The following is a 12,217-nucleotide window of genomic DNA, read 5'->3' on the forward strand; positions in this document are numbered from 1 at the left end:
TGTTCTTATTCAAAACGAACCTTGATGGAATTTGCATGCGCAGTTAATTGCTCTGCTTTTGCAAAATTCTCAATATCTTCATGGATCTCTTCCAGCGCTTCTCTTGAATATGCAATAATGCTTGATTTTTTGATAAAATCATCCACTGATAATGGAGAGAAAAATTTTGCAGTTCCATTCGTAGGAAGGACATGGTTTGGTCCAGCAAAATAATCTCCCAGAGGCTCACTGGAATATTCGCCTATAAAAATCGCTCCGGCATTGCGGATTTTTGTCATCACATCATAAGGATTCTTTGTCTGAATCTCCAAATGTTCTGACGCAATATCATTTGCAATCTCAATCACTTCTTCCATGGTATCTGCCACAAGGATATATCCATAATTATCCAAAGACTTCTGTATAATTTCTTTTCGGGATAATACTTTTACGAATTCATCCACTTCGTCCGATACCTTTTGTGCCAATTCTTCGCTTGTCGTTACCAGAATTGCAGATGCTAATTCATCATGTTCTGCCTGCGACAGCAGATCCGCTGCAACATATCTGGGATTGGCCGTATCATCTGCAATAACGAGAATCTCACTTGGTCCTGCAATGGCATCAATACTGACATGACCATAAACTGCTTTCTTCGCCAACGCTACATATATATTGCCAGGTCCCACAATCTTATCTACTTTTGGAATACTTTCCGTACCATAGGCTAATGCTCCGATTGCCTGCGCTCCTCCTACTTTGTAGATCGCATCTGCACCTGCCTCGCAGGCCGCAATCAGAGTATTCGGCGTAACTTTACCATCCCTTCCCGGAGGTGTCACCATAATAATTTCATCCACACCGGCTACCTTTGCCGGAACAATATTCATCAATACAGAAGACGGATACACAGCTTTCCCGCCCGGCACATACACGCCAACTCTATGTAATGGTGTTACCTTCTGTCCAAGCATCGTCCCATCTGGTTTACTGTCAAACCAACTGTATTGTCTCTGCTTCTCATGATAAGTCTTAATATTATGCAGTGCCTTTCGGATAATTTCGACCAATGCCGGATCTGCCAGATCATATGCCTCCTGAATCTCTTCTTCTGTAACCCGGATATTCTCAGCAGATATAATTGCTTGATCAAACTTCTTCGTATAATCAAAAAGTGCCTGGTCTTTTTCTGTTTTCACGCGTTCTAAGATCTCAGCGACTCCCTGTTCATACTGCCCATAATTATTAGGACTTCTCTTTAAAAGATCTTCCAAAAGATTCTGTCTCGTATCTTTATCCAAATGTTGTATTCTCATACAATCGCATCCTTTCTATATTATCTATATCTGTATCTGTGTACGAAGCTTTGTAAGAAGTGACTTAATTCTGTCGCTTTCCATACGCATGCTCACTGGATTCACGATCATTCTTGCAGACAGAGGACATACTTCTTCTAATACTTCCAGACCATTTTCCTTCAAGGTAGACCCAGTCTCAACAATATCTACAATTACTTCTGACAATCCTACAATCGGAGCAAGCTCAATAGAACCATTTAACTTAATGATTTCTACCGTCTGATGCTTGGTATTATAGAAATAGTCCTTAGCAATGTTCGGATATTTCGTCGCAACGCGAATCAACTCATGATGTTGAAGTAATGGTGCTGCATCCTTATAACCACAGACACACATTCTGCACTTTCCATATCCAAGATCAAGCACCTCGTGGACCTTACGCCCCTCCTCAAGGATGGTATCTTTTCCTACAACTCCGATATCAGCTGCACCATACTCTACATAAGTAGGAACATCAGGACCCTTTGCAAGAAAGAATCGAAGTTTTAATTCTTCGTTTGTAAAGATTAATTTTCTTGAATCTTTATCTTTCATTTCCTCACAGGTAATTCCAATCTTTTCAAATAATTCCAGTGTCTGTTTTGCCAGACGTCCTTTTCCCAAAGCAAATGTAAGGTATCTCATGTTGTCACTAACTCCTATCTGTACTATTCACAATCTTATGCTCACCAGTCACCAGATTAATCATGGTAATTTCCCCTGATTTCTTGATGTAAATCAGATTGCCGGCATAATATTCTTTTCCATATGCTACATAATCTTCTAATAGCTTTCCTTTGTCTTTCTTAATAAGTTCTGCATTCTTTGCCTTTCTTCGGAAATCTTTTGCGAGGGCAATAGCCTCTCTCTGTTTTCCTTCATCGTATACGATCATTGTATTCTTTCTGGTATATACAATGCGAATTTTCAGGCGAGTCAAAGCATTCATCAATTCATCCAGTACAATAGCAAAACCTATAGACGGAGATTGCTTGCCGAACTTTTCAATCAAATGATCATATCGTCCACCTTTTACAATCGCATCTCCTGTTCCGAATGTATATCCCCGGAAAATAATGCCTGTATAATATCCATACGTACCTGTCATACTCAAATCAAAGTTCACGAACTTTTCTACCCCGTATAGCTTTAATGTATCATAGATCTTTTCCAGGCGGCGAATTGCCATTACACCTTTTGAATTCGGTGCAATATTTTTAGCATGAACGAGAATATCTACGCCACCGACCAACTCGTTTAGTGCAGCGAACGCCTCTTTAGAACTTCTCTTCACCTGGATACTCTCAAGAAATTCTTCTACTCCAAAGTAATTACGATTATTGATCAATTCTCTGACACGCTCTTCTGCTTCTTCATCCAGGCAGGCATCTTCTATCAGGCTCTGAAAGAAGTCTACATTTCCCACATTTAACTGAAATTCTTTTAATCCTATCGTAAGCAGAGATTCAATGACCAGTGCAAGCATCTCAGCATCTGCCTCAACAGAATCATCTCCCATTAACTCAGCACCCATCTGAGTTGTCTCACGCAGACGGCCCTGATAATTAGAATGGTTTACAAACGTGTTTCCGGTATAACAAAGACGAATCGGCAATTCTTCTTCTTTGAATAAGGTTGCAACTGCACGTGCGATGGACGGAGTGATATCCGGACGCAGTGCAAGTGTATTCCCGTCTTTATCAAAAAACTTATATAAATCTTTGGATGGAATAGTACCAATCTCTTTTCCAAACACATCAAAATATTCAAATGTCGGTGGCTGGATATCATGGTATCCGTAGAGGTGAAATACCTTTTTAAGACGTCCTTCCAGCGCAAGTCTTTTTCCACATTCTACATTGTATATATCTCTGACTCCTTCCGGAGTATGCAATACTTTTTTCATATTTCCTCCAAAATCATTGTAATCTTTCCACTTTAACATGCTACCACGTTAAAAACCTTATTGAATTATAAGCATTTTCCTACTCTTTGTCAAGTTCCTCTCTCAGTTCCAAATCTAAGTTTATTGCGTCGAGATAAGGGACGTAACATCCATGATGAAATTCCATAAAAAACCGGTCATCCAACTCTTCCAAGCGAAAACTTTTTCTGCCGCCTTCTTTTGCCCTCTTCCAGAACACCAACAATTCTTCAAGGCGCATATAATATAAAATATTTTTCGCTGAATAATAGATTAATATAAAAGCAATTCCATCCTGTTTTTCAAAATTAATCATGAACTGAATCTGATGCTCATGAATATTCTGCAGTGGAAATGTATCCGCCACACATTCCTTTGCGTCAAAACACACAGGGATGCCTTGAACTGCTCCAATATAATCAATCGTACTTCTCTGATCAAAATATGCCAACGTAATATGACGATGTTCCTTATCCATTTTTACCGGCGTAATTGGTGTCGGAATCTTCTGCATCAACGCCAGTCCTTTTTCCAGATACCATTCATTGGTCCGATTGACCATCTCTTCTAATGTTGAACCTCTAAGGCCTCTTGAGTTCCATGTTGCCATGCTGTCTCCTTTATTACTTTCCAAAATTCTGTCGGTACTTTCGCTGTATAAGTTTTTCTCGAAACATCTTCAAACGGAGATGTCAGCTCTGGAAATTCAAGCTGATATGCATGCAGCAGCTGAGATGTAACCTTATACTTTTTCCGAAAAGAATCATTCCAGACACAATCTCCATACTTGTAATCTCCCAAAAGTGGGTGTCCTTCAGATGCAAGATGAGCACGGATCTGATGAGTTTTTCCGGTAATCAGATGAACACGCAGCAATGTCATCGAATCATTCCAGGCAATCGGAACATATTCTGTCTCAATCGGAACATCACCAGACTTACTTACCGTTACTTTATTCGTTCTCTCATCTTTTTGAATATATCCATAAATATGCCTGGGCTTTAGAATTCTTCCTTTTACAATGCACAGATAATACTTTTTCAATGTTCTTTCTTTCAAAAGATGTCCTATGGTCTGTAGACAAATGAGTGTCTTTCCAGCCACAATCAATCCGCTGGTATTGCGATCCAGTCGATTACAAATAGAAGGCCTGAATGTCTTCAGATCCTCTTCGCTGATTTCTTTCTTATTAATAAGATATGATATCACATATTCTACTACAGAAACATCACTCTTTTCAGCCCTTTGTGACAACATACCAGAAGGCTTATTGATTAGCAGTATCTGTTTGTCTTCATATACAATATCCAAAGGAACAGATTCTATTCTATTGACAGAAGAATTTTGGACTGGAGAAGAAAACTTTTGAATTGTTTCATCAGCCAAAAATAACTTCACACTGTCTCCAACAGACAATTTTTCATTTCCCGTTGCTTTCTTACCATTCAGCACAATATTTTTCTTTCGAAGCATCTTATATATGAAACTGCCTGGTGCCTCACTTAAGTATTTTTTCAATAGTTTATCCAGTCTTTGTCCAGCTTCATTAGGTTTTATTACAATCTCTTTCATAGTAGTCCTTTTTAGAAACACTTACATTACATAGAAATATTTAAGATAATATTCTTAATTTCTCGTTCTTTCTTCCTTGAGTTCGGCTGATCGACCGCCGCAATATTATTCATTCCCTCTGCCCGCGATAAAAACGCAACATAATCATGAAATATTTTCACCGTCATCTTATCATATCGATGATTCTTTAAAATATTTTTGATATGCTTTGCAAGTGCTGTTTCATCCGTCTTAGGGCTACTCGTGTAACCACATACTATATGGTCTGAGATTACGATTGCATCAACCGGCATTACTTTTTCACTGCTTGTGATGACCATATCATAAACTTGTGTGAGAAGATTAGCTTTCTCATGAATTTCCTGATATTTTTCCGGTTCAATACTCTTATGCGGTGCCATTGTAATAAACTCAACTAACATCTTTGCTGCCGGAAGGCAGCCTACAACCGCAATTACCGTAAATAAATTCAAACGTGTTTTTGTCTGTACATATCCAAGTACAAAAATTGCAATTACAATTCCAAATTCTAGAATAGACCAAATCAGATATTTTGTTTTTTGTGCTTTGATATATCCCGGATGCCCTTTTTCAATTTTCATCTTTTGGTACACTCCCTGCTATATTTCACTTATTTTGTTTGCAGCTCCCATAATATCAGTTATCCATGTATATGGCAGCAGTTTCGTCAATCCCCTTGCGCTCTTCATTGCGTATCCATAGACAGATACAGGTTTTTTCCTCACGGAATCCGTGAGTGCAAGTTTTACCACTTCTTTAGAAGACACTTTCACAGATGATTTAAAGGAATTTGGCAAAGATCCTGAGCGTTCAAAAAATTCTGTATCAACAGGTCCCGGACATACGGCTGTTACAAAAATGCCCCTACTTTTCAGTTCCGTTCTCAACGCCAGCGACAAACTGTACACATACGATTTCGAAGCCGCATAAACAGCAAATCCAGGCTGCGGAGCAAAAGCAGCCGCAGATGCGATATTAAGAATTCTGCTTCCCTTCGAAAAATAGGGCAGACAGATTTGGATCATTTTTGTCAACGCTTTACAATTCAAATCAATCATTCCACTTTGTTCTTTTATATCAACCTTGGCAAAGCTTCCCATCTTACCATATCCTGCCGCATTCACAAGCATACGGATATCTGCCTGATGGCGGTCCAATTCTCTTTCCACTCGTTCAAATATATATTCTCTTTGAAGATCGCCGTCAAATGTTCTGACTGGAAACGTCAATTGTTCCTGAAGCTCTTTTAAACGTTCGGTTCTCCTAGCTACTACCCATAATTCATCCAGATTCTTATATAATCTCGAAATCTGGCAGGCAAACTCTCTTCCCATTCCAGAGGAGGCGCCTGTTATAATTGCGATTCTCACTGCAATCATCTCCTTGTATCTCTGTTATTATTTTGTTTTCTTTTTGTGAACATTGCGAATTGCTTTTTTCTTTTTCGGCTTGCCTTTTTGATTCCTGTCATTCTTTTGATTCGGAATAAAATCAGAATGTCTTGGACGTATCAGGCAATGCTTGTCATACCCGACCAGATCCATTCTTCCTGCTTTTTTCAAAGCTTCCAGTACCAAATCATAATTCTTTGGATTACGATACTGAATAAGGGCTCTCTGCATCGCCTTTTCATGAGGATTTTTCGGCACGTAGACAGGTTTCATATCTCGTGGATCCACGCCCGTATAATACATACATGTAGATATCGTCGACGGAGTCGGATAAAAATCCTGCACCTGTTCTGGCATATACCCAAGATCTCTCAGATATTCTGCTAATTCAATTGCTTCCTTCATCGTTGAACCCGGATGCGAAGACATCAGATACGGCACCAGATACTGTTCTTTGTGAATTTCTTGATTAATCTTTTTATATTTTTTTACAAAAGCCTGATAAACGCTGTTTTCAGGTTTTCCCATCTTCTGAAGAACTGCATCCGACACATGTTCCGGTGCAACTTTTAACTGTCCACTTACATGAAATTCACACAATTCTCGAAAAAATGTATCATCTTTATCTGCCATCACATAATCAAATCGAATTCCCGAACGAATAAATACTTTTTTAACATTTGGCAGTTCTCTTAATTTTCTTAGTAATTGAATATAATCCTGATGATCCGCTTTCAGGTTCCGACATGGACGTGGGAACAAGCACTGCTTTTCCTTACATACTCCTCGAGTCAACTGCTTTTCACAAGAAGGATATCGAAAGTTCGCTGTAGGTCCCCCTACATCGTGTATATAGCCTTTAAAATCCTTATCCCAGATAAACTGTCTCGCTTCAGCCAGCAGTGATTCGTGACTCCTTGTCTGCAGAATTCTTCCCTGATGAAAGGTCAATGCACAGAAATTGCAGCCGCCAAAGCATCCACGATTGCTGATTAGGCTAAACTTCACTTCTGAGATTGCCGGAACCCCTCCCATCGCTTCGTAAGAGGGATGGTAAGTACGCATATAGGGGTAACTGTAAATTCTGTCCATTTCTGCCTGGCTCAATGGTCTGGCCGGCGGATTCTGAACCACATAGAGATGCTCTTCATAAGGCTCTACCAGACGTTTTCCCACGAAAGGATCCGTATTACAATACTGTGTATAAAAACTTCGGGCATAGTTCAGCTTGTCCGCTTTTAAATCTTCAAAACAAGGAAGTGTAATCGCATCATATACACTATCCAGATTCTTAGCTTTATAAACAGTTCCTGGAATAAATGTAATATCTTTGACATCAATTCCACTATCCAACGCCTCAGCAATCTCTACAATAGATCGTTCTCCCATTCCATAAGACACCAAGTCCGCACCCGAATCCAAAAGCACCGACCTTTTTAAGCGATCAGACCAGTAGTCATAATGTGCCAGACGTCTTAAGCTTGCTTCAATTCCTCCCAAAATAATCGGTGTCTTCTTATATACCTGGCGAATCAGATTACTATAAACAACCGCAGCATAATCGGGCCTCTTTCCCATAACGCCGCCAGGGGTAAATGCATCTGTTTTTCTACGTTTCTTGGATACCGAATAATGATTCACCATAGAATCCATATTACCGGCAGAAACAAGGAATCCTAATCTAGGCTCACCATATTCCATAATGCTGGATTTATCCTTCCAATCCGGCTGAGCAATGATTCCTATCTTGAATCCATGTGCCTCCAGAACACGTGTAATAATTGCATGGCCAAACGATGGATGATCCACATATGCATCTCCAGATACATAGACGAAATCTACCTGCTTCCAGCCACGAGCTTCCATATCCTGTCTGCAAATAGGCAAAAAACCTTTTTCCATTCTTAAAGCACCTCATAAGTTTCTTTTTTTATTTCATCAAAACTAAATATATAATAATCTGCAAGTTCTCGTTTTTTTGCTTCTTGTGGTCTTGAAAAATCATCATCCACAGCGCATACTTTCATCCCAGCATTTTTTCCTGCCAGAATTCCCATTGGAACATCTTCAAAGACCAGGCACCGCTTTGGATCTACACCTAATTCCTGAGCAACCCTAAGGTATACATCGGGAGATGGCTTCCCGGCTGAAACTTCACAGGCACTTCGAACCACATCAAACAGTTCTGCCACATTCAAAGCTTCCAGTGTATCATCTGCAAGCCCTTTATCATTACTCGTGGCAATGCCAATTTTTTTCCCAAGGTTTCGCATCTCCAGAATAAATTCATAGACACCTTCTTTCAGAAATACTTGTGTCATATATTTATCATGCGCCATATCCATCCATTCATCCATAACCTGCTCTCGTGTACAATTCAGCTGTGGGTATGTATCCAGAAAAAACTGGGCCACTTCAATATAACTCTTTCCTTCCATGTCTTCATGGAAATTTTCAGGCTTTGTCAAATGATATTTTGCCAGATAATCATCATCAATAGATGGCCAGATCCACATAGAATCTACCAATGTTCCATCTAAATCAAATATAATTGCATCAACATCTCTAAGCATCTTAGTAGGCAATCTCTTCCAACTCCTTCTCCGTAAGCGGCCGATATTCTCCTGGTTTTAGGTTTTCATCTAGCTGAAGCCGTCCCATACTTTCTCGTCTAAGATAGATAACCTCTTTTCCCACAGCTTGAAACATACGCTTCACCTGATGGTACTTACCTTCCTGTATCGTTAATAATATCTCCGATTCTTCGCCACTTTTCAGTATTTCCAATTTTCCCGGTCTTGTCCACTCTTCTTTTTCACAAGTTCCGATATTCACTCCTCTGGCAAACGCCTCTACATCATCCAGTGTCACTTTCCCCGAAACTTTCGCGAAATAGATTTTATCTACATGTTTTTTAGGAGACAACAAACGATGAGATAACTGCCCATCATTCGTGATCAGCATCAGTCCCTCTGTATCTTTATCCAATCTTCCAACAGGGAAAAGATCCTTTCTCTTTTTTCCCCGAATCAGTTCAACGACCGTCTTATCCTTCCCATCTTCAGTCGCAGAGATGACCCCAGCCGGTTTATTCAACATATAGTATTCGAAAACAGCATAGGAAATTTCTTCTTTTTCAAGGGTAACACAGTCTTTTGTTTCATCCACTTTTAATTCCGGCGATTTTATAGTGTTCCCATTTACAGCCACTCTTCCCTGACGAATATATTTTTTTACTTCCTGGCGTGTCCCGACCCCCATATCCGCCATATACTTATCCAAACGAATCATCAACACAGCCTCCATCCCGGCAAATATTTATTTTTAAGAGTTCCATTTGTAAGCTTTCCCCATCCAAGCGGATAACCATCCACACATACAAGCTGCCATCCCTTTTTACTGGTTCCCGTCAGATCTTCGACGTCCACTGTTTCTCCCTTTAAATACCTCGCAACTCTGCAATCTTGCGCCGCCAGATCAATGCAATGCGCATACTCTTCTTTTTTCAGGCACATAGCAAAAGCCTGACTTGGTTCAAAACGATTTTTTTTCAACTCCCCGAGCAACAATCCTGTTCGTAAAAAACGAATTCCTCGAACATCCGGAAGATCTTCCGGCATATAGTAGATTCGTTCTCCATGAATATCCAGGCGTGAGCTATCCAACTCCCAAAAGACATCTTTCATAAACTTTTCCAGATCCTCAGGAATTCTTTTGGCATTCTTCTTTTTTAATTTTAATTCTTTTTCCCGCAATGAGTCTCCCCTTTGCAAAAGAGCTACATAATGTCCCTCACCTTTCATTTTGTGAGGAAAAATTCGCACAGTTCTTTTAATATCTTCTATCTTTCCTTCTGTAAACTGTGGCATTCCCTGGCAGAATCCTTCGTATGGTAAAACATCCAAAATCCGAAACTCTGGATATTTTTCAAGCAACTGTTCAATAATTCTTTCATTCTCACGGCTATCGAACGTACAGGTCGAATAGAGCATCATTCCCCCTGGTTTTAGCATTCTTGCAGCCTGAAGGATAATACTTTTCTGAATATTACTAAAGAATTCTGGTCCATGTTCTTCCCAGGCTTTTACCATTTTTTTATCCTTGCGGAACATTCCTTCTCCAGAACACGGAGCATCTATAAGGATTTTATCAAAATATTCTACGAAATAATCTTCCAGCCTTCCCGGTTCCTCGCTCAATACCAATACATTTCCAATTCCAAAAACTTCAATATTTTTCAAAAGGCCTTTCGCTCTGGAGCTACTGATATCATTCGCGACAAGTACTCCTTGTCCCTGAAGCTTTGCTCCTAATTCTGTAGCCTTGCCTCCAGGTGCTGCACAGACATCCAAAACTCTGTCCCCTGGCTCAACAGGGAGCCGATTGGCCGGTGTCATTGCACTTGGCTCTTGCAGATAATATAATCCAGCAAAATAATACGGATGCTTGGCAGGAGATATCCGGTCCCCGTCATAATAAAATCCATTCTCTATCCACGGAATCGGTGTAATCTCAAACGGACATATTTTTTGAAATTCTTCTACAGAGATCTTTCCCGTATTGACACGAAGACCATAGTATCTTGGCTCATCATAGCAGGCAATATATTCATCAAACTCTTCACCCAAGAGTTCTTTCATCTTTTCTTCAAACACACTAGGCAGATTCATTATTCTTCCTCCATATTTACATACATAGTTTAGTATAACATATTCTTTCGTATAACTCTAGAAATAAGCATACTTTAATTTCTTATTTTCCAAAGAACGCAAAACGTAATATGGATTCACACTAATCTCTTCCCCGTCCTTATATGAATAGATTCCTACATGAAGATGTACAGCGAATTTGCCTTTTGTACCTTCCGGGCCATATCCAGAATCTCCCATATATCCCAACAGTTCCCCTGCTATCACTTGTTCTCCTTCTGAAATCCCGGCATAAGAGTCCAGGTGGGCGTAGTAATAATAAGTACCACTCTCTGATGTTATGCCAATTCGATATCCTCCTTTTTCAAGCCATCCCAAGTTTGTGACAGTTCCATCCGTCATACTCACTACTGGATAGATTCCCCTTTCATTGATCGATGCCATAATATCGGTCCCTTCATGTCCAGTTGTTCCTTTGTATTTACGCTCCATCATCCAGCTGTCTGTATAGGATGTTTTCAGTGACTTATCCACAGTCGATTCGGGAATTGGAAAATAACTCACTTCTTTTTCCACATTTTGGAGTAATGTTATACACTCATCCGATAAAAGCTCTTCTTTTTCTCTCATAGATGACGAAAAAAAATCCCTTCGATATTCTGTATCTTTGATTGTTTTCTTTTGTAGACCATAATACTTTCCCATTTCCATAAGACGACCTGTTTCCAACACAGTAAAAAGAGAGAGCAAAAACAATAGAACTATAATTTTTCGTGTTTTTTTCTTTTTCATAAAAAAACTCTTTTTAATCACTATATGAACAGGACCAGTCCCCTATTCACCAGGGAACCGGTCCTATAAAATTTTAAAATATAAAAATCTTTTATTTACAGTTTTTGAGAATTCATTATTCCTTATAGCGAATCTTTCTTCATAAAACATCTATGCACTCCATAGAATAAAACAAAAGCAATTTTCCGGTGTCCCAATATGTCAATTCAACGTTTTCTGTCTACACTATCCGTCCTTCTTCTGTTTCTTTCCATGCTAATTTTTCCACAAGGTGTATTCCAAGGGGCAAGCTCTGGGATTCTTCTGTGGTTTAATACAGTACTTCCTACACTTCTTCCTTTTATCATACTGTCTAATCTGTTGCTTCGTACTCCGGCTATCGACTGGATCGCCAACTTCACAGCTCCTTTTATGTGCAGATTCTTCCATGTATCCTCATATGGTGCATTTGCGATTTTAACGGGTTTTTTATGTGGTTATCCAATGGGAAGCAAAGTAACTGCTGATCTCCTGAAACATAATTATATTTCAAAGAATGAAGGGCAATATCTA

General features: G+C 39.5%; 13 protein-coding genes. All 13 read right to left on the reverse strand.

Annotated features, from left to right (window positions below; genetic code table 11):
- Positions 1 to 5: 5 nt before the first annotated feature.
- The gene (gene hisD, locus JQM81_RS00335) at positions 6 to 1,295 is read right to left on the reverse strand and encodes a histidinol dehydrogenase (protein ID WP_235231486.1); all 1,290 of its coding nucleotides are present in this window, start codon (positions 1,293 to 1,295) and stop codon (positions 6 to 8) included.
- A 24-nt stretch (positions 1,296 to 1,319) separates the two neighbouring features.
- Complete coding sequence (gene hisG / locus JQM81_RS00340) at positions 1,320 to 1,961, reverse strand: ATP phosphoribosyltransferase (RefSeq protein ID WP_235231487.1); 642 nt, start codon at positions 1,959 to 1,961, stop codon at positions 1,320 to 1,322.
- 7 nt (positions 1,962 to 1,968) lie between these two features.
- Complete coding sequence (hisZ, locus tag JQM81_RS00345; protein WP_235231488.1) at positions 1,969 to 3,222, reverse strand: ATP phosphoribosyltransferase regulatory subunit; 1,254 nt, start codon at positions 3,220 to 3,222, stop codon at positions 1,969 to 1,971.
- 79 nt (positions 3,223 to 3,301) lie between these two features.
- Positions 3,302 to 3,850: a Holliday junction resolvase RecU gene (locus tag JQM81_RS00350; protein ID WP_235231489.1), complete on the reverse strand. Its 549-nt coding sequence runs from the start codon at positions 3,848 to 3,850 to the stop codon at positions 3,302 to 3,304.
- A complete protein-coding gene (locus tag JQM81_RS00355) occupies positions 3,808 to 4,812 on the reverse strand; it encodes an RluA family pseudouridine synthase (protein ID WP_235231490.1) in 1,005 nt (334 codons plus the stop codon). The genes JQM81_RS00350 and JQM81_RS00355 overlap by 43 nt, the downstream gene beginning before the upstream one ends.
- Before the next feature lie 26 nt (positions 4,813 to 4,838).
- The gene (locus tag JQM81_RS00360; protein ID WP_235231491.1) at positions 4,839 to 5,414 is read right to left on the reverse strand and encodes a hypothetical protein; all 576 of its coding nucleotides are present in this window, start codon (positions 5,412 to 5,414) and stop codon (positions 4,839 to 4,841) included.
- An 18-nt stretch (positions 5,415 to 5,432) separates the two neighbouring features.
- Entirely contained in the window at positions 5,433 to 6,212 is a 780-nt protein-coding gene (locus JQM81_RS00365) for an SDR family NAD(P)-dependent oxidoreductase (RefSeq protein WP_235231492.1), read from the reverse strand.
- Positions 6,213 to 6,230: 18 nt separating this feature from the next.
- Positions 6,231 to 8,126: a YgiQ family radical SAM protein gene (locus JQM81_RS00370; protein WP_235231493.1), complete on the reverse strand. Its 1,896-nt coding sequence runs from the start codon at positions 8,124 to 8,126 to the stop codon at positions 6,231 to 6,233.
- 2 nt (positions 8,127 to 8,128) lie between these two features.
- Positions 8,129 to 8,797, reverse strand: coding sequence for an HAD family hydrolase (locus JQM81_RS00375; RefSeq protein WP_235231554.1), 669 nt, complete (start codon positions 8,795 to 8,797; stop codon positions 8,129 to 8,131).
- Between the two features lies 1 nt (position 8,798).
- On the reverse strand, positions 8,799 to 9,515 hold the full coding sequence (locus tag JQM81_RS00380) for a pseudouridine synthase (protein WP_235231494.1): 717 nt from the start codon (positions 9,513 to 9,515) through the stop codon (positions 8,799 to 8,801).
- Positions 9,515 to 10,894 (reverse strand): RsmF rRNA methyltransferase first C-terminal domain-containing protein, encoded by a 1,380-nt coding sequence (locus tag JQM81_RS00385; RefSeq protein ID WP_235231495.1) that lies wholly within the window; start codon positions 10,892 to 10,894, stop codon positions 9,515 to 9,517. The genes JQM81_RS00380 and JQM81_RS00385 overlap by 1 nt, the downstream gene beginning before the upstream one ends.
- Before the next feature lie 57 nt (positions 10,895 to 10,951).
- Positions 10,952 to 11,665, reverse strand: coding sequence for a M23 family metallopeptidase (locus JQM81_RS00390; RefSeq protein ID WP_235231496.1), 714 nt, complete (start codon positions 11,663 to 11,665; stop codon positions 10,952 to 10,954).
- Positions 11,666 to 11,871: 206 nt separating this feature from the next.
- Positions 11,872 to 12,060 carry a hypothetical protein gene (locus tag JQM81_RS00395; protein WP_235231497.1) on the reverse strand — a complete coding sequence of 63 codons (189 nt, stop codon included), beginning with the start codon at positions 12,058 to 12,060 and terminating at the stop codon, positions 11,872 to 11,874.
- Positions 12,061 to 12,217: the final 157 nt, after the last annotated feature.

The organism is Faecalicatena contorta (assembly GCF_021531895.1).
In the GTDB taxonomy this organism is placed as follows: domain Bacteria; phylum Bacillota; class Clostridia; order Lachnospirales; family Lachnospiraceae; genus JAFBIX01.

Excerpts from the sequence above, each read along its gene's own strand:
- hisG (WP_235231487.1), bottom strand. The coding sequence starts at position 1,961 with ATGAGATACCTTACATTTGCTTTGGGAAAAGGACGTCTGGCAAAACAG.
- JQM81_RS00390 (WP_235231496.1), bottom strand. The coding sequence starts at position 11,665 with ATGAAAAAGAAAAAAACACGAAAAATTATAGTTCTATTGTTTTTGCTC.
- hisD (WP_235231486.1), bottom strand. The coding sequence starts at position 1,295 with ATGAGAATACAACATTTGGATAAAGATACGAGACAGAATCTTTTGGAA.
- JQM81_RS00350 (WP_235231489.1), bottom strand. The coding sequence starts at position 3,850 with ATGGCAACATGGAACTCAAGAGGCCTTAGAGGTTCAACATTAGAAGAG.
- JQM81_RS00365 (WP_235231492.1), bottom strand. The coding sequence starts at position 6,212 with ATGATTGCAGTGAGAATCGCAATTATAACAGGCGCCTCCTCTGGAATG.
- JQM81_RS00385 (WP_235231495.1), bottom strand. The coding sequence starts at position 10,894 with ATGAATCTGCCTAGTGTGTTTGAAGAAAAGATGAAAGAACTCTTGGGT.
- JQM81_RS00360 (WP_235231491.1), bottom strand. The coding sequence starts at position 5,414 with ATGAAAATTGAAAAAGGGCATCCGGGATATATCAAAGCACAAAAAACA.
- JQM81_RS00375 (WP_235231554.1), bottom strand. The coding sequence starts at position 8,797 with ATGCTTAGAGATGTTGATGCAATTATATTTGATTTAGATGGAACATTG.
- hisZ (WP_235231488.1), bottom strand. The coding sequence starts at position 3,222 with ATGAAAAAAGTATTGCATACTCCGGAAGGAGTCAGAGATATATACAAT.
- JQM81_RS00380 (WP_235231494.1), bottom strand. The coding sequence starts at position 9,515 with ATGATTCGTTTGGATAAGTATATGGCGGATATGGGGGTCGGGACACGC.
- JQM81_RS00370 (WP_235231493.1), bottom strand. The coding sequence starts at position 8,126 with ATGGAAAAAGGTTTTTTGCCTATTTGCAGACAGGATATGGAAGCTCGT.
- JQM81_RS00355 (WP_235231490.1), bottom strand. The coding sequence starts at position 4,812 with ATGAAAGAGATTGTAATAAAACCTAATGAAGCTGGACAAAGACTGGAT.